Annotated in this window: 31 protein-coding genes and 4 pseudogenes; all 35 read right to left on the minus strand. The window is 47.4% G+C overall.

The features are described from left to right. Positions 1-113: 113 nt before the first annotated feature. The 35 genes and pseudogenes from cmk to apaG all read right to left on the minus strand — a co-directional run bounded on the left by cmk (position 114) and on the right by apaG (position 25,846). Positions 114-785 (minus strand): (d)CMP kinase, encoded by a 672-nt coding sequence (gene cmk, locus GKO28_RS17565; RefSeq protein ID WP_182077248.1) that lies wholly within the window; start codon positions 783-785, stop codon positions 114-116. Between the two features lie 68 nt (positions 786-853). Beyond that, complete coding sequence (locus tag GKO28_RS22005; protein ID WP_282099364.1) at positions 854-1,141, minus strand: aldo/keto reductase; 288 nt, start codon at positions 1,139-1,141, stop codon at positions 854-856. Positions 1,142-1,175: 34 nt separating this feature from the next. Further along, positions 1,176-1,253: pseudogene (locus tag GKO28_RS22010) on the minus strand (hypothetical protein); the annotation flags it as partial. 7 nt (positions 1,254-1,260) lie between these two features. Then, a complete protein-coding gene (locus GKO28_RS22015; RefSeq protein WP_282099365.1) occupies positions 1,261-1,572 on the minus strand; it encodes an aldo/keto reductase in 312 nt (103 codons plus the stop codon). Between the two features lie 4 nt (positions 1,573-1,576). After that, the gene (locus GKO28_RS22020; RefSeq protein ID WP_282099366.1) at positions 1,577-1,846 is read right to left on the minus strand and encodes an aldo/keto reductase; all 270 of its coding nucleotides are present in this window, start codon (positions 1,844-1,846) and stop codon (positions 1,577-1,579) included. Further along, a complete protein-coding gene (locus tag GKO28_RS17575; RefSeq protein WP_182077249.1) occupies positions 1,843-2,724 on the minus strand; it encodes a prephenate dehydrogenase/arogenate dehydrogenase family protein in 882 nt (293 codons plus the stop codon). Before GKO28_RS17575 ends, GKO28_RS22020 begins: the two co-directional genes overlap by 4 nt. 19 nt (positions 2,725-2,743) lie before the next feature. Further along, positions 2,744-3,760, minus strand: coding sequence for an N-acetylneuraminate synthase family protein (locus GKO28_RS17580; protein WP_182077250.1), 1,017 nt, complete (start codon positions 3,758-3,760; stop codon positions 2,744-2,746). A 156-nt stretch (positions 3,761-3,916) separates the two neighbouring features. Beyond that, positions 3,917-4,582 (minus strand): MFS transporter, encoded by a 666-nt coding sequence (locus GKO28_RS22025; protein WP_182077251.1) that lies wholly within the window; start codon positions 4,580-4,582, stop codon positions 3,917-3,919. Further along, on the minus strand, positions 4,509-5,066 hold the full coding sequence (locus GKO28_RS22030; protein ID WP_182077252.1) for an MFS transporter: 558 nt from the start codon (positions 5,064-5,066) through the stop codon (positions 4,509-4,511). The genes GKO28_RS22025 and GKO28_RS22030 overlap by 74 nt, the downstream gene beginning before the upstream one ends. Before the next feature lie 117 nt (positions 5,067-5,183). Further along, positions 5,184-5,756, minus strand: coding sequence for a CDP-diacylglycerol--glycerol-3-phosphate 3-phosphatidyltransferase (gene pgsA, locus GKO28_RS17595; protein WP_173534130.1), 573 nt, complete (start codon positions 5,754-5,756; stop codon positions 5,184-5,186). Between the two features lie 12 nt (positions 5,757-5,768). Then, entirely contained in the window at positions 5,769-7,664 is a 1,896-nt protein-coding gene (uvrC, locus tag GKO28_RS17600) for an excinuclease ABC subunit UvrC (protein WP_182077253.1), read from the minus strand. Beyond that, positions 7,661-8,017: a phosphatidylglycerophosphatase A gene (locus GKO28_RS17605; protein WP_307839060.1), complete on the minus strand. Its 357-nt coding sequence runs from the start codon at positions 8,015-8,017 to the stop codon at positions 7,661-7,663. The genes uvrC and GKO28_RS17605 overlap by 4 nt, the downstream gene beginning before the upstream one ends. A 135-nt stretch (positions 8,018-8,152) precedes the next feature. After that, on the minus strand, positions 8,153-8,602 hold the full coding sequence (locus GKO28_RS20625) for a thiamine-monophosphate kinase (protein WP_247646625.1): 450 nt from the start codon (positions 8,600-8,602) through the stop codon (positions 8,153-8,155). Continuing rightward, a complete protein-coding gene (thiL, locus tag GKO28_RS20630) occupies positions 8,574-9,116 on the minus strand; it encodes a thiamine-phosphate kinase (protein ID WP_307839061.1) in 543 nt (180 codons plus the stop codon). Before thiL ends, GKO28_RS20625 begins: the two co-directional genes overlap by 29 nt. A gap of 47 nt (positions 9,117-9,163) precedes the next feature. Then, positions 9,164-9,640: a transcription antitermination factor NusB gene (gene nusB, locus GKO28_RS17615; RefSeq protein WP_173534126.1), complete on the minus strand. Its 477-nt coding sequence runs from the start codon at positions 9,638-9,640 to the stop codon at positions 9,164-9,166. Then, entirely contained in the window at positions 9,637-10,104 is a 468-nt protein-coding gene (gene ribH, locus GKO28_RS17620) for a 6,7-dimethyl-8-ribityllumazine synthase (protein ID WP_173534125.1), read from the minus strand. The genes nusB and ribH overlap by 4 nt, the downstream gene beginning before the upstream one ends. A 2-nt stretch (positions 10,105-10,106) precedes the next feature. After that, positions 10,107-11,207 carry a bifunctional 3,4-dihydroxy-2-butanone-4-phosphate synthase/GTP cyclohydrolase II gene (gene ribBA, locus GKO28_RS17625; RefSeq protein ID WP_182077254.1) on the minus strand — a complete coding sequence of 367 codons (1,101 nt, stop codon included), beginning with the start codon at positions 11,205-11,207 and terminating at the stop codon, positions 10,107-10,109. Further along, positions 11,204-11,815 (minus strand): riboflavin synthase, encoded by a 612-nt coding sequence (locus GKO28_RS17630; protein ID WP_182077255.1) that lies wholly within the window; start codon positions 11,813-11,815, stop codon positions 11,204-11,206. The genes ribBA and GKO28_RS17630 overlap by 4 nt, the downstream gene beginning before the upstream one ends. Before the next feature lie 8 nt (positions 11,816-11,823). Continuing rightward, on the minus strand, positions 11,824-11,997 hold the full coding sequence (locus GKO28_RS23065; RefSeq protein ID WP_173534122.1) for a zinc-ribbon domain-containing protein: 174 nt from the start codon (positions 11,995-11,997) through the stop codon (positions 11,824-11,826). Then, positions 11,994-12,581 (minus strand): RibD family protein, encoded by a 588-nt coding sequence (locus GKO28_RS20635; RefSeq protein WP_307839125.1) that lies wholly within the window; start codon positions 12,579-12,581, stop codon positions 11,994-11,996. The genes GKO28_RS23065 and GKO28_RS20635 overlap by 4 nt, the downstream gene beginning before the upstream one ends. Next, positions 12,521-13,105 carry a bifunctional diaminohydroxyphosphoribosylaminopyrimidine deaminase/5-amino-6-(5-phosphoribosylamino)uracil reductase RibD gene (gene ribD / locus GKO28_RS20640; RefSeq protein WP_307839062.1) on the minus strand — a complete coding sequence of 195 codons (585 nt, stop codon included), beginning with the start codon at positions 13,103-13,105 and terminating at the stop codon, positions 12,521-12,523. The genes GKO28_RS20635 and ribD overlap by 61 nt, the downstream gene beginning before the upstream one ends. A 2-nt stretch (positions 13,106-13,107) precedes the next feature. After that, complete coding sequence (gene nrdR, locus GKO28_RS17645) at positions 13,108-13,560, minus strand: transcriptional regulator NrdR (protein ID WP_173534120.1); 453 nt, start codon at positions 13,558-13,560, stop codon at positions 13,108-13,110. Between the two features lie 207 nt (positions 13,561-13,767). Next, a pseudogene (gene glyA / locus GKO28_RS17650) lies at positions 13,768-15,016 on the minus strand (serine hydroxymethyltransferase). 114 nt (positions 15,017-15,130) lie between these two features. Further along, positions 15,131-16,426: a CorA family divalent cation transporter gene (locus GKO28_RS17655; RefSeq protein WP_247646626.1), complete on the minus strand. Its 1,296-nt coding sequence runs from the start codon at positions 16,424-16,426 to the stop codon at positions 15,131-15,133. After that, positions 16,332-16,787 carry a hypothetical protein gene (locus GKO28_RS20645; RefSeq protein ID WP_247646627.1) on the minus strand — a complete coding sequence of 152 codons (456 nt, stop codon included), beginning with the start codon at positions 16,785-16,787 and terminating at the stop codon, positions 16,332-16,334. The genes GKO28_RS17655 and GKO28_RS20645 overlap by 95 nt, the downstream gene beginning before the upstream one ends. A 36-nt stretch (positions 16,788-16,823) precedes the next feature. Next, positions 16,824-17,372, minus strand: coding sequence for a hypoxanthine-guanine phosphoribosyltransferase (locus GKO28_RS17660; RefSeq protein ID WP_203564326.1), 549 nt, complete (start codon positions 17,370-17,372; stop codon positions 16,824-16,826). 136 nt (positions 17,373-17,508) lie between these two features. Further along, a pseudogene (locus GKO28_RS17665) lies at positions 17,509-18,076 on the minus strand (adenine phosphoribosyltransferase). After that, positions 18,069-19,382, minus strand: a complete 1,314-nt coding sequence (locus GKO28_RS17670) for an NCS2 family permease (RefSeq protein ID WP_182077256.1) — start codon at positions 19,380-19,382, stop codon at positions 18,069-18,071. The pseudogene GKO28_RS17665 and the gene GKO28_RS17670 overlap by 8 nt, the downstream one beginning before the upstream one ends. Before the next feature lie 78 nt (positions 19,383-19,460). Then, positions 19,461-20,030, minus strand: a complete 570-nt coding sequence (locus tag GKO28_RS17675; RefSeq protein ID WP_182077257.1) for a TMEM165/GDT1 family protein — start codon at positions 20,028-20,030, stop codon at positions 19,461-19,463. Positions 20,031-20,290: 260 nt separating this feature from the next. Continuing rightward, a complete protein-coding gene (locus GKO28_RS17680; RefSeq protein WP_182077258.1) occupies positions 20,291-20,752 on the minus strand; it encodes a low molecular weight protein-tyrosine-phosphatase in 462 nt (153 codons plus the stop codon). A gap of 23 nt (positions 20,753-20,775) precedes the next feature. Next, positions 20,776-22,144, minus strand: a pseudogene (locus GKO28_RS17685) (L-serine ammonia-lyase). A gap of 117 nt (positions 22,145-22,261) precedes the next feature. Continuing rightward, positions 22,262-22,891: a hypothetical protein gene (locus tag GKO28_RS17690; protein ID WP_182077259.1), complete on the minus strand. Its 630-nt coding sequence runs from the start codon at positions 22,889-22,891 to the stop codon at positions 22,262-22,264. Beyond that, on the minus strand, positions 22,830-23,489 hold the full coding sequence (locus tag GKO28_RS17695; protein WP_182077260.1) for an aromatic amino acid transport family protein: 660 nt from the start codon (positions 23,487-23,489) through the stop codon (positions 22,830-22,832). The genes GKO28_RS17690 and GKO28_RS17695 overlap by 62 nt, the downstream gene beginning before the upstream one ends. A 204-nt stretch (positions 23,490-23,693) precedes the next feature. Continuing rightward, positions 23,694-25,469, minus strand: coding sequence for an ABC transporter ATP-binding protein/permease (locus GKO28_RS17700; RefSeq protein WP_182077261.1), 1,776 nt, complete (start codon positions 25,467-25,469; stop codon positions 23,694-23,696). Beyond that, on the minus strand, positions 25,469-25,846 hold the full coding sequence (apaG, locus tag GKO28_RS17705; protein WP_182077262.1) for a Co2+/Mg2+ efflux protein ApaG: 378 nt from the start codon (positions 25,844-25,846) through the stop codon (positions 25,469-25,471). The genes GKO28_RS17700 and apaG overlap by 1 nt, the downstream gene beginning before the upstream one ends. Positions 25,847-25,867 lie beyond the last annotated feature (21 nt).

A 25,867-nucleotide genomic window follows, 5' to 3' on the forward strand; every position in this document is an offset into this window, starting at 1 on the left:
GCAGGTTAGTTAATCAATCCCGCCCCATGAATATAGGGCGAGCATTCAAAATCAGCACATGCCAAAAACGAATCTGGCGATTATACGGAAATCTTCTTGCTCTATCAAAGTGCTTAGAGCGTTTTAGTCGATTTATCATGCCACCAAAGCAAGACTTGATTGACTGCTGCTTCAATCGATAAATTGGACGTTTCTAATAAGTAAGCATCTGCCGCTTGAACTAGTGGAGCGACACTACGCAAACGATCTCGTTCATCTCTGGCTTGCAAATCAGCAGTAATCACTGCCAAATCAGCCGACTCGCCACGCGCGATTAATTGTTTAAATCGGCGCTCTGCACGAACTTCAGGGCTTGCGGATAAAAAGATTTTTAATTGTGCCGCAGGAAAAACAACAGAAGCCATATCCCGCCCATCGGCAACCAAGCCCTCTTCGCTAGAAAATTCGCGCTGTCTTTGCAATAAGGCCACGCGGACAGCAGGTAAGGCCGCGACTTGGGAAGCGCCAGAGCCAATCCACTCTGAGCGAATCTCGACTGAGACATCGTCGCCAGACAATAAAATAGACTCACCAACAAAGACCACATCCAGTTTCGCCGCCAACTCAGCCACTGCCGCCTCATCAGTCCACAACAATCCAGCGCGTTGCGCGGCCAATGCGGTTAACCGATACAAAGCACCCGAATCAAGATAAGCAAAACCAAGTAGATTGGCGACCTTTTGCGCGACCGTACCCTTGCCTGATGCGGATGGGCCATCAATTGCAATCACTGGAAAATGATTCATATTGTTCCTTAAATTAAAAAACCAGCGATGAACACGCTGGTTTTTTAATTATACGGACTCGCCACACCTTACGTCGACGCTAAAATGCGCTCGATTTCCTGCAATTCAGCCGCTGAAAAAGCCAAATTCGTAATCGCACCGACGTTTTCTTCCAACTGCGAAACACGACTTGCGCCAATAATGACGGAAGTGACCGTAAGTAATGCCCATGCCAAAGCCATTTGCGCCAAGGTTTGTCCGCGCTGCAAGGCTAAGGCATTCAATTGGCGCAACTGGGCAAGGCGTGGCATAACCGCATCGCCATTTAAAAAATGATTGTCCGAGCGCAGCAGCCCTAGAATCAGCAGGAATGTCATTTAAATATCTACTGGTTAACAATCCCTGCGCTAAAGGACAAAATGCAATGCTGCCCATTCCTGACTCACTGAGCACTTGCGTTAATCCTTGTTCAATTTCACGCTCGAACATTGAGTATTTAGGCTGATGAATTAGGCAAGGTGTACCCAGCGCTTTTTAAAATACTGGCGGCTTCTAAAGTTTGCGCTGGCGAATAAGATGAAATGCCGACATAAAGCGCTTTGCCTTGACGAACGATGGCATCTAACGCGCCCATGGTTTCTGCCATAGGCGTTTCGGGGTCGGGTCGATGCGAATAAAAAATGTCGACATAATCTAAGCCCATACGCTGCAAGCTCTGATCCAAACTCGCCATTAAATATTTGCGACTACCCCATTCACCATAAGGGCCAGGCCACATCTCCCAGCCCGCCTTAGTACTTACAATCATTTCGTCACGATAAGCGCGTAAATCTTGCTTTAAAAACACGACCAAAGGTTTCTTCGGCAGCACCGGGACGTGGGCCATAATTGTTGGCCAAATCAAAATGCGTAATCCCCAAATCAAAAGCGCGTAACAACATCGCCCGACTATTATCAAAGGGCTTGTTATCGCCAAAGTTATGCCACAAACCCAAAGAAATTGCCGGCAACTTCAGGCCACTATGACCGCAGCGGCGATAAGGCATTGAGGCGTAACGATTCTCTGCTGCTTGATAAGTCATTTTTTACCCTTTAACGGCTTGCCCCACTCAATTCGAGCCAAGCTTGCACGTTGAATGTAATTGGTTAAAGCGACACCGTCGCTCGATTCAACCAACTCGATTAAAGACTGCAATTGCTGCATATTGGCGCGTAAATCATTCAAAATGGCACTTTGATTGGCCAGCGCAATATCACGCCACATATCCGGATGCGAACCGGCAATGCGAGTAAAGTCGCGAAAACCACTGGCAGCAAAATCCAAGCATTCAGCCGCATTGTAGCGATCCAGTACTGAATTCATATACGCAAACGACAGCAAATGCGGCACATGGCTAACTGAAGAAAAAATTTCATCATGCGCCAAAGCACTCATTTGGTACACCTGAGCGCCACAGGCCAGCCACCAATTGCGGACTTGTTCAATCACCACAGCATCCGATTCAGGTAACGGCGTTAATACCACGCGGCGCCCTTCATACAAACCAAATTGCGCCGCCGCCGCACCCGACAAATCTGAACCTGCAATCGGATGGCCCGGTATGCAGTATGCCAACTGCTGCGGTAAATAGGCTTGATATAAAGCAGCGACATCTTGCTTGGTAGAGCCACCATCAGTGACGATACAATCGGCAGATAAATGAGGTGCAATTTTTTGCATTAAAGCGCCCATTTGTCCAACTGGGGTGCCAATAAAAACCAAATCGGCGCCGACAACCGCATGCGCTGCATCGTCACTGATGGCATCAACCACATTTAAATCGAGCGCACGCTGAAGATTGTCTAGATTTCGGCCAACGCCAACCACGTGTTCAACCAAACGGGCGCGTTTTAATGCCAAGGCAAACGAGCCAGAAATCAAACCCGTCCCTAGTAAAACCAATTTTTTTACTGCCTGCATAATATAAAAACGCCAAAGTTTAAATCGTGCGATTGAGCGCGGGAGCGATTGCGCGCAAGGTCAACATCAAAGTCGTTAATTGGCACAAATCAAGCGACTGATCTGCATTGCGCCAAGCGGCGTTTGGATTAGGGTGCACATCCAACCAGATGCCATCGGCACCTGCGGCCACTGCCGCCTGCGCCAACGGTGGCACCAACCAAGACTTGCCCGCGGCACTACTGGCATCGACCACCACGGGCAAATGGGTTTCTTGCTTTAGCCATGCAATCGTTGCCACGTCCAATACATTGCGCACTTCACTCCCCAGGGCGCGCGCGCCATGTTCACAAAAAACAATATGATGATTGCCACCGGCCGCAATATATTCCGCTGCCATCAGCCATTCTGCCAGTGTTGCAGCATGACCGCGTCGCAATAAAATTGGCTTATTAATCCGGCCTAATTCTTTTAATAAAATCCGGTTTTGCATTTGCCCTGCGCCCACTTGAATCAAATCCACATCGTGCGCCATCAAGTCATCGAGCATTTGCAAATCAACTAATTCAGCAGCAAAGGGCAATTTAAACTGACTTGCCACTGATTGCAGCAAAGATAAATTGTCGTGCTCAGTGCCTTGTAATTGATAAGGGCCATCGAGCGTTTGAGCAATGTCGCCCCATAAAAACGGACAAGCCAAATCGACAATGCCTTGCGCCAAAGCGCTCATTTGCGCGGTATTTTCAATTGAACTGCTGCCGACAAAGACTTGAATTTGCTGGCCACCCAAAGGAATGCCACGGATTTTAACCACCGAGCCCGCTGGGTGCGTATCGCGTGCGACGATACGGTATTGCTTGGTCACGCGGGATACCCGATCAACGCCCGGTAGCATTTCAAAACGCGCGGCATTGAGCGCGTCTTCGTCACCAATGGCACCAATAATCACGAGTTCCGCACCCCGCGAAACATGTTCAGTCAAACCGGCGCTGCGTATATAGGCAATGACTGCTGCAACCTCAGCCTCACTGGCATTGAACTTCATCACAATAATCATGCAAGCCTCACACTGATGTATTTAAAGCGAGGCTATGCTCAGTAAGCACTCACTGGCAATACCTCTATGCATTGAATATTAAACACTCAATGCTAGGATTGAATTTAACGCCTTGGTGCTTGGCAAAATCAAGCCTAAGCAACCATAAAGCGCAAATTAAGTATTATTTTTATTGATGCCGACCCAAGCCACACCAAACCCCAATAACGCCATGCAAGCGGATAGCATAAACACCATCGCCCCGCCTTGCGGCCACAGCAAGCCAGCCAAAATACCACCTAAGCTACCACCAAGACCAAATGACACGGCAATATTTAATGCCTGCCCTTTGGCTTGATGCGCGCCAGAAAAATGACGATGAATATAACTCATCGTCACGGCATGATGGCTACCAAAAGTGAAGCCATGCGCCAATTGCGCCACAATTAACAGCACAATAAAGTCAGCTGCCAAACCAATGAGCATAAAGCGCAATACTGCCAGCAACAAACCCCATAAAAATATCTTTTTAAGGCTAAAGCGCTGCGTAATCGACGGCATCAACCAAAAAACCGCAATCTCAGCAATCACCCCCAAAGTCCATAACCAAGCAACAACTCGCTTGCTATAACCGTGCTCCACCATATAAATGGAATAAAAACTGTAATAAGCCCCATGGGCCAGCGCCATTAAAAAACACACTAACAATAAGGCTTTAACTTCTGTTTTGGCTAAAACATCAAAAAATTTCACGTTGGCTAGCTGATTTTTAACCAGAGCAGGCGCTTCGGGCACGTAAAAAGAATACATAGCCAGCCCGGCCATCACGGAAACTACAGCCATTGGCAACACGCCAACACCGAAAAGCTTCGATCAAATAGCCTGCCAGCAAAGCGGCAACGACAAAACCAATTGAGCCCCAGACGCGTAGTCGCGCATATGCCCCGCTATTGCCGGCGAGCAAAGTCATGCTCGTCGCCTCAACCAAGGGGAGTGCCGAGCTCCAGAAAAAACTCGCGATCCACACCGAAATCAATAAAGGCCAGAACGAATGCGTCAACAGTAGCGGCAAGAAAAAAACCAAGCCCATCACGCCCGCCAGCCGTAATATTTTTTGCCGTTGCCCACTGCGATCGGCTAACCAGCCCCATAGGGCTGGTGCATAAATTCGATTGATTTGCGTCAGAGACGTCAGAATGCCAATTTGCCATGCAGGAAACGACAGCTCGGCAAGATACAAGCCCCAATACGGAGAGAACAGGCCGTTAAAAGCAAAATAACAAAAATAAAACCCGGCGATCAGCAGTAATGCTTTTGACTTTTGCATGTCTTAGATGGGGTATATAAATAGAGAGGAGTAATACAGGTAATTAGCGATCAATACCCTTAGATGTCAGTTATACGGCGTTAAACGTTGACGATACGAGATAACGCCGCAGTTGACTTATCCATGCTCGCGAAATTGCTCCGCAGCGACACGTAGATAATAAAACATCGACCAAATGGTGAGGATAGCGGCAATATATAAGGCCAAAGTGCCCAATAGCTGCGTCGATACGCCCGGAATCAGCGGCTCAGACCAAAGCAACAACACAATCGCGATCATTTGCGCTGTGGTTTTAAGTTTGCCAATCAAATTCACCGCAACACTTTTCGCCTTCCCCAATTGCGCCATCCATTCGCGCAAGGCCGAAATGGTGATTTCGCGACCAATAATAATCACCGCCAGCCAGCTCTCAGTGCGGTCGAGCTGCACCAATAAGATTAGTGCCGCAGCAACCATCAATTTGTCGGCCACCGGATCCAAAAAAGCACCAAACTGTGAGGTTTGATTCCAGCGCCGCGCTAAAAAGCCATCAAACCAATCGGTCACTGCCGCTAGCATAAATAGGCTAGCGCCGACCATATTTTGCCAAGCCAAAGGATATTCAGCGTACGGCAAAGAAAAAACCCCGACAAAAACGGGAATGAGCGCAACGCGCAACCAAGTCAGAAAAATAGGTAAATTAAATGGCATTAGGACACTTTATTAGCCGCGCAAAGCAGCGTGAATTTTCTCAGCAAGCGCTTGGTTAATGCCATCAACTTGCACTAACTCATCGACACTTGCAGCTTTTACTCCTTGCAAACCACCAAAGCGGGCCAGCAATTTTTGCCGGCGTTTGGGGCCAACGCCTTCAACGTCTTCAAGCGTTGAAGCGAGTCTGGCCTTACCGCGCCGAGCGCGATGCCCGGTAATGGCAAAGCGATGTGCTTCATCCCGAATTTGCTGAATCAGATGTAAGCCAGGATGGTCGCGGCGTAATTGTACCGTGTTTCCTGACTTGGGCACGATCAATTGCTCTAAACCGGCTTTGCGCGTTTCGCCTTTGGCCACGCCAACCAGCCATGGCGTAGTCAAGCCAATTTCATTCATCACCTCAATCGCAATGCCCAACTGCCCTTTTCCGCCATCAATCAAAATCACATCCGGCATCACGCCTTCACCTGCAGCGACCTTCTCGTAACGGCGTAACAAGACTTGGCGCATTGCTGCATAATCGTCACCGGGCGTAATTAAAGCAAAGCCATCTTTGGCTGTACCCGAGTTATCGGTGCCAATGTTGTAGCGTCGATACTCCTTCGGTTGCATCGCTTGTCGATCATAAACCACACACGATGCCACAGTCGCCTCACCTAAAGTATGCGAAATATCAAAGCACTCTAAACGTTGCGTCTCCTCCGGCAAACCCAGCGCTTCAATCAAGGCCGCCAAGCGGCTCGCCTGATCGGCTTGCTGGCCTTTTTTCTGTAGTATAGCCAGCTCAGCATTGCGTTTAGCCATCTCTAGCCAAATACGTCGCTCACCATTGGGGTTGACATTAAGCAGTACTTTCCTCGCAGCCTGCGCGCTTAATAGCTCAGCCAAAACCTCGCATTCATCGGGCTCTGGCGAGCATAAAATCATCGTGGGGGTAATTCGGTCTAGATAATGCTGGGCTAAAAATGCATGAATCGCTGCGGCAGGCGTGTAGTCATCGGCATGGCTAGGAAATAAATTTTTGTCCCCAACATGACGTCCGCCTCTGACCATCGCCAGATTGACACACAACATCCCCTCACTTTCAACACAGGCCACAATATCGACGTCCATTTCACTGGTATTGGACGAAACAAACTGCCGCTCTTGTACTTGTGACAATGCTTGGATTTGATCACGCACTGCGGCGGCGGCTTCAAATTGCCATTCTGTTGCCAGCACTTGCATTTTTTCTTCAAGGGTATTGAGAACTTCGTTTTCTTTGCCGGACAAAAACAACACTGCGTTATGCACGTCTTGTCGATAAGCTTCAGGCGTAATCAAACCGACACAAGGGGCTGAACAGCGTTTGATTTGGTGTAATAAACAAGGGCGAGAGCGATTGGCAAAAACGGAGTCTTCACAGGTGCGCAGCAAAAAGACTTTTTGCAGTAACTGAATGCTTTCTTTGACCACATAGCCATTGGGAAACGGGCCAAAATAGGTGTTTTTTTTGTCTAAGCTACCGCGATAATACGCCAGCCGTGGGCTGGCATGACCACTGAGCATTACATAGGGATAAGACTTGTCATCCCGAAACAAAATATTGTAACGAGGACTTAAGGCTTTAATTAAATTGTTTTCTAGCACGAGGGCTTCGGCTTCAGAACGCACCACCGTCGTCTCAACCGTCGCCACTTGCGCCAACATTAAGCGAATTCGAGGACTTTGATCATTTTTTTGAAAATAGGACGACACCCGCTTTTTTAGGCTTTTAGCCTTACCGACATATAACACCGTACCATCGGTAGCGATATAACGATAAACGCCGGGCAAATCGGGCAAAAGGCGTACAGTATCGAGCAAGGCCGCTCTTTGCAGTTGCGCCTCGTTCAATTCGGGTAAATCAGCAGGCGAATCGATCATAAATAAGCACGAAGCAAATACAGCGGAATCATGGCAAAAACAGCCGCCAAGATATCGTCGATCATGACGCCAAATCCGCCTTTAACATACTGATCCAGCCAGCGAATTGGCCAAGGTTTCAGAATATCAAACACACGAAACAAGACAAAAGCCAACACCCAAGCCAATACCGTCGGCGGCGCAATGCAAAGAACCAGCCACATGGCGACGATTTCATCGATCACAATGCCGCCATAATCACTCACCCCCAAATTGCGACCTGTCAGCTCTGCAGCCCAAGTACCAATAATGAAAGCGGAAATACACAGCAGCGCGATGGTCAGCGGCGTAAAAAAAATACTGTAAGAGCGCAAATAAAGGCAGTGCCGCCAAAGTGCCCCATGTGCCCGGTGCAACTTTAGCTAAACCACTACCAAAGCCCAGCGCAATAAAATGTGCTGGATGCGCCAAAAGAAAGCGCAGATTGACTGCAATCTGAGGTTGTTTTTTCATTTAAAGTGGTCAAAACCAGTAAACGGGGTCGCAATGACGCCCCCTGATGCATCTAATACTTGCACTAACGGCGATTGCGGCTGATGGGAGATTATTTCCCCGACCCGATACAAAGGCGTCGCCAAACTTTGCCCAAGGGCTAAGATGGCCTGCCGATGCAATGGCGATGCCGTAAAGCAAAGCTCATAATCATCGCCACCCGCAAGTATGGCCTCTAAAGACAGCGCTGGGGAGAGTTCTTTTAGCTCTTCCGCATAAGGCATTAAATCAATATGAAGTCGTGCGGCACATTTTGATTGCTCACAAATATGCGCCAAATCACCCAGAATGCCATCCGACAAATCCAAAGCTGAGTTTGCGATACCGCGTAATGCCATACCCAGAGCCAGCCGTGGCGTAGGTTGATCTAAGCGTAAATCACAGCGCTGGACAATATCGGGTGGCAAAAGCGACGCGACCCGTACGATGCATGACTGCGGCAGCGGCGGCACCCAAAGGACCCGACACCCAAACGTCGTCGCCGATTTGAGCGCCGCTACGTAGTAAAGCTTGCCCGCTTGGAATCTCGCCGGCAATTTGAATTGAAATGGTTAATGGACCTTTAGTCGTGTCGCCGCCGACCAAAGACACTGCATGCTGATCGGCTAAGGCAAATAATCCACGACTAAATGCCGCCAACCAAGCTTCGTCCATGGCTGGCAAGGCCAGCGACAGCGTAAACCACGTCGGTTTAGCCCCCATTGCCGCCATGTCAGATAAATTAACGGCCAAGCATTTGTGCCCTAACCGTTCAGGATCGGCATCAGCAAAAAAATGCCGACCCGCGACCAGCATGTCCACCGAAATGGCCAATTGATGCTGAGCGGAGATCGACATTAATGCGGCATCATCACCAATACCTAAATCGGCATTGACCGCTGGGCGGGTAAAATATTTAGCGATTAAATCGAATTCATTCACAACATTTAACCCTGCCCAATCAACTGGGCAGTTAAGGGAATTGATAATTAACGACGTTTTGCAGCAGCCGCCGCAAACTCATCGGCACGTACTAATGCTGCCAATTTGTCGAGTACACCATTCACAAAACGATGACCATCTGAACCACCGAATGTTTTGGCCAATTCAATCGACTCATTGATAATGACCGGATATGGTGTTTCTGGCATTGAAATAATTTCGAAAGCGCCAGTATATAAAATCGCCATTTCTACGATGCTGACTTCTTCCAATGGGCGCTCAACGTGTGGCTCAAGTGCTTTGGTTAAAGCGCCGGCATCTTTAATCACGCCAAACAAAATGCCACGGTACAAGGCTTCATCGCACTTGTTAAAATAAGAAGTGCTGTTGTGAATAAAAAGATCAATATTATTGACCGTATCCCGCGTCATTAGCCATTGGTAAGTCCCTTGAACGGCAAATTCACGCGCACGGCGACGAGCCGATTTTGGTTTTGGACGAGGTGCTACGATGGCTTCAGTCATACTTGTAATGCCTTAATTAAATTAGCCGTTTCCACGACAGTGCGAGCCGCATCACGGCCCTTTTCTTTGATACGAATTTCTGCTTGTTCATCTGTGTCGGTGGTTAAGATGGCATTCGCAATCGCGATTCCAAAATCCAAGCCCACGCGAGTTACCCCAGCGCCTGACTCATTGGCCACCAATTCAAAATGATAGGTGTCGCCTCGAATGACTGCGCCAAGTGCAATCAAGCCATCAAAACGATCGCTTTCTGCCATGGTTTGTAACACGACAGGAATTTCTAATGCGCCAGCTACCGAGCACAGCACAATGTCTTGCTCTGCCACGCCAAGCGCTAATAACTCAGTCAGGCAAACATCACGTAGGCCTTCACAAACCGGGGTATTAAATCGACTCATTACCACGCCAATTCGCAATCCCGCGCCAGATAAAACGGGTGCAATTGTTGGAATATTTTTTGACATTCTCATTTTCCTTCTAGGGCTACAAAGCCCGTAATTTCTAATCCAAATCCCATCATGCTCGGAATTTTACGCTCCGGCGACATCAGGCGCATACGGCCAACGCCAAGATCTTTTAGCATCTGTGCACCGATACCATAGGTGCGTAAATCCCATTTTTGCGGTGGATTTAGCTTCAACTCCGGTAGCGCTCGACCTAGTAAATCGGAGCCCAGTTCGGTGCGATGCAATAAAATCACCACGCCTTCACCTGCGGCGGAGATGGCATTCAAGGTGGCTTCAATCGACCAAGAGTGCGCAGATGAGTCTAGATCAATCCAATCCATCACCGATAATGGCTCATGCACCCGAACCAGAACCTCACGATCGACTGCTGGTTGACCTTTGATTAACGCTAAGTGCGTTGCGGCGGTGAGTTTGTCGCGATAAACCGCCAATTCAAACTCGCCGGCCAAGGTGCGAATCATACGCCGACCCACACATTCGACCAGTGATTCTGTTTGACTACGGTAATGAATGAGGTCGGCAATAGTACCAATCTTGAGTTGATGCGTTTTCGCGAATTCAAGCAATTCTGGCAAACGGGCCATGGTGCCGTCTTCATTCATGATTTCGCAAATCACCGATGCTGGGGTTAAACCCGCCATCATTGCTAAATCACAACCGGCCTCGGTGTGTCCTGCACGCACCAAAACACCACCCGGTTGCGCCATAATGGGGAACACATGGCCAGGCGAAACTAAATCACTGGCTTTGGCACCAAAAGCAACGGCTTTTTGGATCGTCAGAGCACGATCATGCGCTGAAATGCCGGTCGTGACCCCTTCAGCCGCTTCGATTGAGGCAGTAAAGTTGGTGCCAAACGACGAGCCATTGTTTTTTACCATTGTTGGTAAATTAAGTTGCTGGCAACGCGTTTGATCCAACGTTAAGCAAATTAAGCCACGACCAAATTTAGCCATAAAATTAATGGCTTCTGGTGTCACAAAATCGGCGGCCAACACCAAATCACCTTCGTTTTCGCGGTCTTCTTCGTCGACCAAAACCACCATGCGACCAGCTTTTAATTCGGCAATAATTTCATTAACAGGTGCGATCTGGCTCATGATTTTGACTCCAAAGAAACCATACGTTCAACATAGCGAGCGATTAAATCAATTTCTAAATTGACCCGCTGACCTGGCTCAATCGCCCCTAGCGTTGTGACTGACAGTGTATGTGGGATTAAGTTAATTGAAAACTCACAGCCATCGTTCACGTCACGGATCCAGTTGGTCGTTAACGAAACGCCATTGACGACCACTGAGCCCTTTACGGCTAAATATTTGGCTAAAACCGCCGGCGCCAGAATAATTAATTCGCGGCTATCACCCACTGGATCAAAACTACGTACTATCCCAACACCATCCACATGCCCTGAAACCAAATGACCGCCAAGCATATCGCCCAAGCGCATGGCTTTTTCTAAATTAACTGGGCCAACAGCATCTAATCCTGCAGTACAACGCAAAGACTCATCTGAAACGTCGATTAGATATTTACCACTGGGTATTTGCTCGACAACGGTCATACATGCGCCATTGTGGGCAATACTGTCCCCTAAACCAACATTAGATAAATCTAAATCACCCGCATCGATGGTTAAGCGTACGCCGCCATCAAAAGGCGAAACGGCTTCAATTTGGCCGATCGCTTGAATAATGCCTGTAAACATAAACGTCCTTATTTTTCCGGTTGAGCGGGAAAGACAATCGGATTGGCTGCCTTGACGCGCTGTGACGACTTCAATTCATTGCAATGATTGCAAAAAAAGTTACTCGCGCCACACGCTTTTAACACTTCAATTTCCTTGCCGCAATCAGGGCAAACAATGATGGGTTTTGAATTCATTTTCATTTTCCTAGCCAATCGGTTGCGGGGTCAGTAAAACGCATAATAATGCGCTGATCATCGCCCACCATACGTCGAGCAATATGCGTTGGGACTTGTTTTTGACTTAAATCACTTAAGGAAAACTGCGCCATCGCCTGCCCCTGCCCCAGCAATACCGGCGCTTGATACAGCCACAATTCGTCAATCAAGCCTGCTGCAAAAAAAGCGCCGACTAAAGTGCCACCAGCTTCAAGTGTGACTTCATTGCATCCGCGTGCTGCCAATACGCCACATAATGCGGCCAAATCAATACGAGTACCAGATTGGTCAGGACACAAAATTACTTGTGCGCCTGCGGCTTCCAAAGCCAAGCGGCGCTCCGTCTCTTGCGCCGCGACAATCAAAACGTGGCCTTGCTGTAGGATTTTAGCCGAGACGGGGGTGCGCATTTGGCTATCTAAAATTACTTTAATCGGTTGCCGTTCAACCGAAAAGTCACGCACATTCAGCTGTGGATCATCATGCAAAATCGTTGAAACACCGGTGATCATCGCACATGAGCGCGCACGGATTCGCTGTACATCGGCACGTGCTGCAGCACCCGTAATCCATTGCGATTGCCCATTGCCTCTAGCGCAATCTGTCCGTCCAAACTCGCGGCAACTTTACAACGCAGCCAGGGTCGTTGCCGCATCATTCGGCTAAAAAAACCTTGATGATGCGCCAATGCCTCGGCAGCCATTAAACCATGTTCAACGACAATGCCATGCTCGGCCAGTCGGCGTAAACCTTGCCCGGAAACCAGCGGATTCGGGTCCAATAATGCGGCAACCACTCGAGTAACACCAGCAGCAATCAGTGCATCCGCGCAGGGTGGGGTTTTTCCAAAGTGGCTGCATGGCTCTAAAGTGACATATGCAGTGGCGCCTTGCGCAGCATGGCCCGCTGCACGCAGTGCCATCACTTCTGCGTGCGCGCCACCTGCGGCTTGGGTATGCCCCATGCTTAATATTTGATCATTTTTAGTCAGAACACAGCCAACACTTGGATTGGGCGAGGTGTTGTTTTGGCCCAATTTCGCCTGATGCAACGCCTGGGTCATCATAAAGTAGTCGATCGAACGCCAGGCCATGCTTATTCCTTGCTGACTTCACGAATGACGTCGCGAAAATCTTCAACGTCTTGAAATGAGCGATATACGGAGGCAAAGCGGATATAGGCGACTTTATCGAGCTTGGCCAGCTCGGCAATCACCATTTCACCAATCTGTCGCGACATAATTTCTCGCTCGCCAACAGTCAGTACTTTTTGAATAATTCGGGAAATGGCTTCATCAACCAAAGGGGTCGGCACCGGGCGTTTGTGTAAAGCGCGCATAAAACTAGTGCGAATTTTTTCTCTTTCAAATTCAACACGCTGACCGGTTTGCTTCACTACTTGCGGCATACGCACTTCAGCAGTTTCAAAGGTGGTGAAACGCTTATCGCAAATCGCACAGCGACGACGACGACGTACCGTATCCCCTTCGTCAGAAACGCGAGAATCCACGACTTGAGTGTCGGGTGAACCGCAAAATGGGCATTTCATAGCACGAAAACCTAAAAAGAACGAATAAAGAGCATCTTAAGCTGTTCATTTCATATTGAACAGTCAAGCCAAGGTACATTGGTAGTAATACGCTTGGTATATTAATCCAAGTCAACTGACAGCTGCCTTGGATTAATATACCTCAAACTAACACGACAAAATGCAAAAAGGTGGTGCAGGTGCACCACCTTTTTTAATTGCGTAAAATTATACTTCGTAAACTGGGAAACGCGCAGTTAATGCTTTTACTTTTTCGGCGACAGCGGCCAAATTAGCTTCATCATTTGGATTATCTAATACATCTGCAATTAAATGCGCGACTTGAATGGCTTCTGCTTCTTTAAAGCCACGAGTGGTAATGGCAGGTGCGCCGATACGAATCCCCGAAGTGACAAACGGGCTTTCTGGATCATTTGGGATCGCATTTTTATTGACGGTAATGTGAGCTTTACCCAAAACGGCATCGGCAGCTTTACCAGTTAAGCCTTTAGGGCGCAAGTCAACCAAGAATACGTGCGATTCGGTACGGCCAGAAATAATCCGCAAACCACGTTCAGCCAAAGTTGCTGCCATGGCTTGCGCATTGAGCAACACTTGTTTCTGGTATGTTTTGAATTCTTCTGTTGCCGCTTCTTTAAACGCAATCGCTTTACCGGCGATTACGTGCATTAGCGGGCCACCTTGCAGTGTTGGGAACACATTAGAATTGATTGATTTTTTCAAACTCAGCTTTCGCCAAGATAATGCCGCCACGTGGGCCACGCAATGTTTTGTGCGTAGTCGACGTAACAAAGTGAGCGTGCGGCACTGGATTTGGATAAACGCCTGCAGCGATCAAACCGGCGTAATGCGCCATATCGACCATAAAGTAAGCACCAACTTTGTCGGCGATTTCACGCATGCGCGCCCAGTCAAAGCGCAGTGCGTAGGCTGATGCACCACCGATTAACAATTTTGGTTTGGTTTCTAGCGCAACGCGCTCCATATCGTCGTAATCGATTTCTTCGTTTTCATTCAAGCCGTAAGCCACGATATTGAATAATTTACCCGATAAATTGGCTGGCGAACCATGCGTCAAATGACCACCATGACCCAGATTCATACCCATGATGGTATCGCCTGGTTTCAAGATAGAAAAATACACGGCTTGATTGGCTTGCGAGCCAGAATGCGGCTGCACATTGGCGTATTCAGCGCCAAACAATGCTTTTACACGATCAATGGCAAGTTGTTCGATGACGTCAACGTATTCACAGCCACCATAAAAACGCTTACCAGGATAACCTTCGGCGTATTTATTAGTCAGTTGCGAGCCTTGAGCCTCCATCACTGCTGGGCTAGTGTAGTTTTCCGATGCGATCAGCTCGATGTGTTCGTGCTGACGAACAACTTCGGCCGCCATAGCAGCGGCGAGATCAGGATCATACTGGGCAATGGTTTGAGACTTAGAGAACATGAGTTAACGCATCCGTATTCATCGTTAAAAGATGCGCAATTCTACCACGACATGAGCAACTTACAGCAGTCCAATCAACAAAAAAACATCTACTCACACCAGCATGCATTATTTTCATGAGCGTTTTTTTATATGCAGAAACTGCTTGAGTTTACTTAACCAAAGAATCCGATCATCAGATAACACATCCAAAAACTCAGACAGGCTTTTTGATTTAGCCACGGCAAATAAAATTAAAATCGTAATTGGAATACTCACGCCAATGAAATACCACACGCGACTCCAGCCACTTTCTTCCGCTAAAGCAAATAGATTCATCCCTAAAAAACCAGTGATTGTCGTACCCACCAAGCCTAAAATAGTCACCACGGTCAAGCGCACAACGGTATCGGCTTGTCGACGTAAGTCTTCATTTTCAAGGTATTGACTCATTGCTTGCACCGACTCACGTACATCGGAATATAAGGTCTCGGTATCTAGATGGCGCTTGAGCATCAAAAATAATTGACTACTAATGGCTTGATTGGAAACTTCGCGAAACCAATACCGCTGGGTGAAACGCAAAAAAGCGGCCTGAAGCAGCCGCGTTTCACGTTTAAAATTGCGAATTGAGATTTCATCTTGCACATTAAGCTTGGCCAGCGCCACCGCCAGACGATCAGAAAACATCAATAACGAAGCTTTGTGAAAGTGGGCGATCAGTGTCAACAAAAAATATTGATGCCGAAATTGCCCGAGAGAGCCAGTATAAGGATCAACAAAGAATGGATTGCCCGCCATACCCACCATCACAAAAGCGTGACCATTACACATCAACCGCGTTGAGGCCATGGGACTGTTATTTTCTGGAATCCAAAATCGATCGTAGCAGCAATCAGCTTCGAAAGCCGCAAACACCTTGCTAGAAAAAGGCAGCGCATCCATGTCGCTCGGTCGACTGACCGTACCTAGCCGATAAAAGTCTTCGTCCGACAGCGCAAAAGGGTTCTCGAATGACAGGTAGGCCAACATCGGCATTCGATGGTATTCAATTTGTCGGTAACGTAAATCGCCCACCGCATTAGAATGGTGCATCACCAAAGGGCTAAGCAAATATTCCCAATGGGACGCCATTTTGGGGGCGCAAAACTGCCCCATATGCTGCAAATAACCCGTTCGATCCTCGTAATCACTTGAGGCAATCACTTCGCCTGCCGCGTCGAGCCAAGCCACTTTGCGCATACAACTCGCTGCAGTTTCGTTTTCATCCCACTGGGCGGGAAAGGTACGACCAAAACGAAACATGGCATCTTGCACCCGTCTTAACGATAAATTGTCACCACCCAATTCCAGCGCCAAAATAACGATATCCAGATCGTAAAAAAAATACAGGTCTAAATGGATTACTTTTAAAATGATGTGTTTTACCATCTTTAAAGACCATTAAGACCTGTTGAATATCTTTACGCCGAAAAACGTGCATGGGCGAGTGCCCGTAATTAGCCGCATCCCCCGCCTCACTACGCCCTTCCCCGTACAAAAAACGCTGTACATATGGCAAAAAAGTGACAAATTCTCGATAGTGCCGTTCTTTAAACTCCGCCGGGTCGCCATCAAATTCCGTGGGTCTGGGTTGCCAAGGCGAGCCAGCAACAGACATTGCCGACATCACTTCCCAGTGACGTCCCATCGCACGACTTCGCCCCTTTATCTCGGGCAAAGGCATTAATTGCAATGGCCAAATCAAAATTTGTCGATAATGCTTAACAACGATATCGGTGCTGTTGCCCATGATGTCTCCATGGCTGCAACACGCACCAATGCGGTATTACAGCCCTTTTACCGCATAAATCGCTAAAGTATTACGCCAGTAACCCTGATAATCCATACCACAGCCAAACAAGAAGCGATCTTCTACTTCAAGACCAACAAAGTCTGCCTTAATCCCTGGTGCTTTGCGATCGTGTTTTTTATCAATCAACACCGCAACGTGCACCGCACTGGCTCCTTGTTGCTTGCAATATTCAACAATAGCGGCCAAGGTATGACCCTCATCGAGAATATCATCAACAATAATGACCGTTCGACCACGCAAATCTTCGCGGGGTTTTACTTTCCAATCGAGCTCGCCACCACTCGTTTCATTGCGATAGCGTGTGGCATGCATGTATGAAATTTCAAGCGGAAAACGTAGACGAGGCAATAAATGTCCCGACACAATCAAGCCGCCATTGAGTACGGTATAGACAATGGGATTGGTATGAGCCAATGTGGCGCACATGGCCTCACCCATTTGGTCTAACGCAGCTTGAACCTCAGCTTCATTATGCAGGCAGTCCGCATTATCAAGAATAGTTCTAGCTTCAGGTAATTGCATCGTCACGATAAATCCTTTATTTGTTTCATTACACTTACAACACCACACATAATACAAAGGTGAATCAATTCAAGCTCAACAAGCTATTTCAATGAATTGATCAGCACCTTGCTATGAATAATGTTAGTGCCTTTATTTAATGCCCAGAGAAATCACAAACTGTAAATAGTTCAATATGTTGATCTCTCACCAATTTTGAGCCGCCTAACTCTGGCAAATCAACAATGGCTAGCAGCTTCAACAACTTCAGCACCTAGCCGTTTCAACAGGTTTGCTGCGGCAATCATGGTGCCACCGGTTGCGACCAAATCATCGATCAGTAGCACGCGATCACCAGCTTGACATGCATCCGCATGTAATTCCACGGTCGCTGAGCCATACTCCAGCTCATACTCTTCGGCAATCGTATCAAATGGCAGCTTGCCTTTTTTACGAATAGGAACAAAACCGAGGTTGAGCTCATAAGCGACGACTGCACCCAAAATAAATCCACGTGCATCTATTCCAGCGACGACATCTAACTTTTGATCCATGTAGCGATGGACAAAAATATCCACTAACAGACGAAAAGTTTTCTTATCTTGCAATAAGGGCGTGATATCGCGAAACATAACCCCAGCCTGCGGCCAGTCGGCCACAGTTCGGATTCGATCACGGATATAGTTCGCATTAGGTAATGCGTTATTGCTAATGGATTTATTCATCCGAACGCTCGCTTAATGGAAAAAGGCAAATTTTAACAACCCACAACGCAGCAATAATCAAAACTGCAGCACTCAGGTCTTTATAACGGCCTGCCAACAGTTTAATCACAGCATAGCTGATAAAGCCAAATGCAATACCATCAGCAATTGAGAAGGTAAATGGCATGGCCAGCGCGGTCATGACTGCCGGTGCTGACTCAGTTAAATCATCCCATTCAATCTCAGCCAAACCACGTGTCATTAATACGGCGACATAACACAGAGCTGGCGCTGTTGCATAGGCTGGCACTGTGGCGGCCAAAGGCGAAAACCATAACGCCAATAAAAATAGAATCGCAACAACCAAAGAAGTCAAACCAGTGCGGCCACCAACTGAAGTGCCTGCGGCAGACTCAACATAAGCGGTACTTGAAGAAGTACCCATCACAGCACCGGCAGTAATTGCAACTGAATCAGCCAGCAAGGCTTTTTTCAAGCGTGGCAACTTGCCATCTTTATCTAACAAACCAGCGCGGTGCGAAACACCCACTAAAGTACCGGTGGTATCGAACAAATCGACAAAGAACAACACAAACACCACGCCCAACAAGGCCACATCTAATGCGCCCATTAAATCCATTTGCATGAACGTTGGGGCCATTGACGGCGGAGCAGAAAATACGCCTTTAAATTCAGACAGGCCCATGCCAATTGATATTAAAGTTACTGCCAAAATTGAAATAATAATCGAGCCATGCACCTTGCGGTATTCCAAAGCAACGATCAAAAAGAAGCCAAAAATCGCCAGCAGTGTTTGCGGCGCATGAATATCACCCAACGTAACCAAAGTAGCAGGTGAACCTGTCACCACACCCGCGTTTTTCAGCGCAACAATCGCCAAAAACATACCAACACCGGCAGAAATCGCCAATTTAAGCGAATGTGGAATCGCATTTACGATCGCTTCACGGACTTTAAAGAGTGAAACGCAAAGAAAAATTACCCCAGAGATAAATACGGCCCCTAGTGCTACCTGCCAAGAAACCCCCATACCCAAAACCACGGTATAGGTGAAATAGGCATTTAAGCCCATACCTGGTGCAAGTGCGATAGGATAATTGGCTACTAAAGCCATAATTGCAGTACCCAATGCTGCGGCTAAACAGGTCGCGACAAACACTGAATTAAAATCCATCCCAGTTTTAGCTAAGATCGACGGATTAACAAAGACGATGTAAGCCATCGTTAAAAATGTAGTGAAACCTGCGATAACTTCGGTTCTTACATCGGTACCGTTTTCTTTTAGCTTAAAGAAAGACTCCAGCATACCTACTCCCTGAGATGTTTTTTAATTAACGAATAACAAAAGCGAGCACAAGGCTCGCCTTCTCTTTCTACTACATTTTTAACCCGCAACACCCATCAAGGCCAAGACACCAAGAATCGCAAAGACGCCAGCCGCAACAAATCGAATCATTTGCAATAAGTGCATTCGAGCGGCAATCCAACTACCCAAATACACTGCGGGCACATTGGCTAGCATCATTCCTATCGTTGTTCCCATAACCACCTGCCACAATGGGGTGTACTTTAAAGCCAGCGCGACCGTTGCGATTTGCGTTTTATCACCAATTTCGGCAAAAAAGAACGCTATTGTTGTCGCAACAAAAGCCCCGTATGGTTTTACTTGTGATTCTTCTTCGCTGATTTTATCGGGCACCAAAGCCCACGCAGCAATCGCCAAGAAACCAAGTCCGACAATCCAGCGCAAAATCTCAGCAGAAATCAAACCGGCCACCTGTTGCCCTATCCATGCAGCAGCAAAGTGATTCAAAACAGTTGCAACAAAAATGCCCGCCACAATCGGCAACGGCCGACGAAAACGGGCAGCAAGAATCAACGATAGTAATTGTGTTTTATCGCCCATTTCGGCAATAGCCACTACGCCAGTTGAAACTAACAACGTATCAAACATAAACAGCACTCCGGACGGGCAGAAACGAGAAGTCATTGCGCGTAGCCCATCCAGGAATACACGACAATAACTTCAGGTCTCGTCAGGCGAAGCAAAAAGCTCGCTATCTATGCCATGCGTTCAGCTGCAAATATGTTGACACAGACCCTGCTCAAACGATTAGGCAATAGACCTAAACTCAGACAGGCGACTACTCCCCCGAAGGGTAAGGCGGCATTTTAATGCTTTTTATGCCCTAAGTGCAAATCGGGGTTTACCCGCTAGCGCAGAGATTGCAAAATCCCGTCGCAAGCATCTTCAATCAAATCAAGCACCAACTCAAAACCAGCATCCCCACCGTAATAAGGATCAGGCACCTCACGTTCGCTCGATTGAGTCGCAAAAGTCATAAATAAACGCAGTTTGTGTTGATGGGTAACGGGGCAATGCTGTTTCAAGTAAGCTAGGTGACTTTTATCCATAGCTAAGATCAAATCATATTCAGCAAAATCCATGGCACTCACTTGCCTGGCCCGTAAAGCTGACAAATCATAACCACGGCGCAAAGCATGTTTTTGCGCCCGTCGATCGGGAGCCTCACCCACATGATAACTTTGCGTTCCAGCAGAATCGACTTCAATTTGCCCCGCCAAATGCTGCGCCAGCACTTTATGTCGCAACACACCATCCGCAGTTGGGCTGCGACAAATATTGCCAGTACAAACCATCAGCACTTTTTGCATGTGCTCGCCTCTCGTTTATTCAGTTAACAAGCAGGTACACCCACCGTCAACGCCAAACCACCCAGGGATGTTTCCTTATAGATATTATGCATATCCATGCCCGTGCGGTACATCGTCGCAATGACTTCGTCCAGGCTCACCTTGTGCTCGCCATTTTCCATCAGCGCCAATTGTGCGACTTTAATTGCTTTTTCAGCAGCAACGCCATTGCGTTCTACACATGGAAATTTGCACCAAACCACCAACTGGATCACACGTTAATCCAAGATGATGTTCCATACCAATTTCAGCGGCATTTTCAACTTGTTCTAAAGTACCACCGAGCACCGCACAATATGCACCCGCTGCCATTGAACAAGCCACGCCGACTTCACCTTGACAGCCGACTTCAGCGCCAGAAATAGACGCATTCATTTTATACAACATGCCAATCGCCGCGGCCGTTAGCAAAAAGTCCACCACACCAGCTTCATTGGCATTAGGCGTAAAATTGCGATAGTACTGCAATACTGCGGGAATAATCCCTGCTGCACCATTGGTCGGAGCGGTGACAATGCGTCCGCCACTGGCGTTTTCTTCAGAAACCGCAATCGCATAAATCATTGGCCACAGCATAAAGTCAGCTCGACCCGTTAGCTGCATGCCAACCATTTTGCGGAAAATCCCCGGTGCGCGACGTTTTACGTGATAACCGCCCGGCAGCTCACCCTCACGCGTGCAACCATTATGAATGCACTGTTGCATCACATTGGCAATCTCTAATAACTGCGTACGGATGGTTGATTCAGACTGCGTCGCCAACTCATTGGCCATCATAATCTGAGCGATGGACTTGCCTTGAGCACGGCAATGCGCCAATAAATCAGCGGCATTTTGAAATGGAAACGGCACCGGCGTGGATTCACGTGTCTGACCAAACTCGGCTTCGCTCACTACAAAACCACCACCAATCGAAAAGAAGACATTATTGGCTAATTCAACATCATCGGCATCAAAAGCACGAAAACGTATACCGTTTGAATGCTGCTTTAAAAACAAATGTTTATGCAACTGAACGTCACGCTGAAAATCGAACGCAATCGGGTGCGTTCCCGCGATCAACAATTGGGCATCATGCTCTGTTAGCTGTTTGAAACGCAAGCCAACCCGTTCGGGCTCAACAAATTTAGGGGTATCACCCTCCAAGCCAACCAAAGCAGCACTAACAGAGCCATGCCCCTCACCCGTTAAAGCTAAAGAACCATAAAAATCAACGGAAACCCGACGCACTTGCAGCATTTTTCCCTGCGCGAGCAGATCATCAACAAACGTTTTTGCCGCAACCATCGGCCCCACTGTATGAGAACTCGATGGACCAATACCAATTTTAAATAAATCAAAAACACTTAACATCATTCACTCCCGTTAGCAGGATCACCACTAACTCTAAATAAAATGGATCAGACAGGCGGTGCGCCTGACTGATCCAGCAAAACAACCGTATTCAGTATTTATACTAATTACAAATAACTACCGGCAAAGTCGCCAACAATACCGACCAAAACCCATCACAAAGATAAATCCAGCGGTCTTTGATTGATAGATAAACAAACGCGGAATTCGTTTCATCAACATGACTGGCATTAAGTACGCATAAATCGCAATAATTGGCGCCGACAAAGCACCGATAATTTTGAGAATGGGTGGGTTATAAACCGCCAAGAACCAAAGACCAATCATCATGACAATGGTTACGATCATATTGATTTTTTTACGATCCAAATTCGCTTCGGCCGCGGGATTATTCCAAGTCATCACTCGAGTCGTAATCCCCACCAAGCCTTCACGGGTGCCGACAAAATGACCAAAATACGAGCTAGCAATCGCTAAAAATGCAATCAATGGAATCAAATATTGCAAGAAAGGCTGCGAAACGATTAAAGACACCGTTGTCAAAATATCGACATTCTTCGCTTGGGATGCCGCCAGGACTTCAGGCGACGTCGCCAACACCATCGAAAACACAAAGAACATCACAAAGACCAACAAAATCAACGACGTCCATTTGATAATGCCATCGGTGCGCTTCACGGCTTCTTCAGCACCAAATTGCGAACGATACGAAGCCGCTAGTGTTGAACAAACAGGCGAAAAATTCATCGCAAAAAACGAGCACAGGGAACAATAACAACATATTTTTAAACACGTCACCCATCTCAAATGGCGCGCTTAAAATCGCTGTATTCCACTGTGGAATCATATAAATCGACAAACCCGCCAGCATAATGATCAATGGAAACGTCATCATCGACGTAATGCGAACCATGAATTTTTCACCGGCCAAAATGACACCCGTCAAACCGGCCAAGAGCAAAAAGGTCAACACGGTGCGTGAGGTGCCAACAATGCCCAATTGATTCTGCAAAAAAGATTCAACGATATTGGTCACACCCGTGGCATAGCCCACGCAAATGGTCACAATCGACAAGAAGTAAAGAATAGAAACTGCAAACCCGACATTACGACCAAGGTCATATTCAACCGCACCAATAATATCTGTCGGCTTGGGGCACGAAGCAACAACTCGCGTAATTCCCCGGTGGGCAACAAAGGTGATCGGGAAAATAATTGCCGTCAAAATCAACATCGGCCAAATCCCACCCAAACCAGCCCGGATAGGGAGGTATAAGATCCCAGCACCCACCGCCGTTCCGAAGCACGTCAATACCCATTCCCAATCTTTACGATCTAACGACATATGCAACTCCCAAAATAATAGCGCCACACACTGACGTACAGTATGTAGTCGATGTGGGCGCTATTACACGTGATCTGCATAAATAAAACTGTGACAAATTTACATAAAAACCTTACATTCTGATTGGCGTTTGATTTTTAACAACAAACTTAAAAAAGCTAGGACTTTACTGTATATATATTTTTTAAAAAACGAAGGTTTCGCTTATTCGGAACTCAATTGCAGGGCCCACATTTGTGCGTAAATGCCATCCAAAGCCAGCAATTGACGATGGTTGCCACGCTCAACAATGCAGCCATCGCGCATCACCAAGATTTCATCGGCATCCGATATCGTCGACAAGCGATGCGCGACAACCAAAGTCGTTCGGTTCAGAGAAATCGCTTTTAATTCAGCTTGAATGGCTTTCTCCGTATGAGAGTCAAGCGCACTGGTGGCCTCATCAAAAATTAAAATTGGCGGATTTTTTAACACGGTGCGTGCAATCGCCACCCTTTGCTTTTCGCCGCCGGACAACTTCAAACCGCGCTCACCAACAGTGGTTTCAAAACCATCGGGCAGACCCATAATAAAATCGTAGATATGCGCTGATTTTGCCGCCTCAATCACTTCATCACGACTTGCAGTTGGTTTGCCGTAAGCAATGTTGTAGTAAATTGTATCGTTAAACAAAACCGTATCTTGCGGCACGATACCGATATGCGAGCGTAAACTCGATTGCGTTAAATCACGCAAATCAACGCCATTAATCTGAATTGAGCCGGAGTTCACATCGTAAAAGCGATACAACAAGCGTGACAAGGTCGATTTACCCGCGCCACTAGCACCAACCACTGCGACTGTCTTGCCCGCAGGAATGCTAAAACTAATGTCTTGCAGGATTTGTCGATTTTGCTCATAGCCAAAATCAACATGTGAAAAGGTGATGGCCGCACTCGGGGTTTGTAAGGCTTGCGCATTGGGCTTGTCTTTGATTTCAGCGCCTTTACTCATCAAGCCAAACATTTTTTCCATATCGGCTAAAGAATTTTTAATCTCTCGGTAAACAAAACCCAAAAAATTCAATGGTGCATACAATTGCAATAAAAACGCATTCACTAACACCAAATCGCCCAGCGTCATCGTGCCCTTCACCACGCCATCGGCCGCCATACCCACCAAAAGCGTCACCCCAACGGCAATAATGATGGCCTGCCCAACGTTTAAAAACGACAAAGACACTTGATTGCGTACCGCCGCACCTTCCCATTGCTGCATGCTGGCATCGTAGCGCTCAGCTTCCCAGCGCTCATTGCCGAAATACTTTACAGTTTCATAATTAATCAAACTATCAATGGCCCGTGTATTGGCATTGGAATCTAAGGTATTCATTTCGCGACGATAGCGCATCCGCCATTCGGTGACGCCCAGCGTAAATGCGATGTAAACCGCCACCGTTGCAAACGTGACTGCGGCAAACCACCAGTCGTATTTTTTAAGCAAAATCACCGCGACTAAAGCAATCTCAACCAAGGTTGGTAAAATATTGAACAGCATAAAGTTCAACAAAAACGCAATCCCCTTGGTGCCGCGATCGATATCGCGACTCATGCCACCAGTTTGGCGCTCCAAATGAAAGCGCAGCGACAAGCGATGCAAATGCTCAAAAACCTGCAAAGCCACTCGACGAATTGCACCTTGGGTAACTTTGGCAAAGACCGCATCGCGCATTTCACCAAACACCGCCGAACTCAATCGCAGCGCGCCATACGCCAAAATCAACGTCAGTGGCAGCACCAAGGCCTGATTTTGCACGTCCAGATGATCGACAATGTCTTTGAGCACCAAAGGCACCGACACATTGGCGAGTTTTGCGGCGATGAGTAGACTGAGGGCAGCAAAAACACGAAACTTATACTGCATTAAATACGGCAGTAAGGTCGACAAAGTCTGCCAATCTTTACGCGGTTTGTTTGAATTTTTTTCTACTGTTGATCTCATTAATGCAATGTCCGAGGCATAGAAAGAATAAATGGTGCAATGGTGGCTTCAAATTCAGTACCATCGGCGGCCATCATTTGGTAACTGCCGCGCATGGTGCCAACCGGGGCATTGAGCGTTACACCACTGGTGTATTCAAAGCTCTCACCGGGTGCTATTTCAGGATGTTCACCGACCACCCCCAAACCGCGTACTTCTTGCTTTTGACCTTGGCCATCTTCAATCACCCAATGCCGCGCCATCAATTTGGCGGGCACATTGCCTTCATTGGTAATGGTAATTTGATAGGCAAAAGTGTATTGCTCTGCACTTTCATTGGACTGCTCAGCGAGATAAAACGGCCGAGCCGTCACGCTAATTTTATAAGTGGCTTCCAATTTAAAATTCTCCGTATGTCC

Source organism: Deefgea sp. CFH1-16, assembly GCF_016881365.1.
Taxonomy (GTDB): Bacteria; Pseudomonadota; Gammaproteobacteria; order Burkholderiales; family Chitinibacteraceae; genus Deefgea.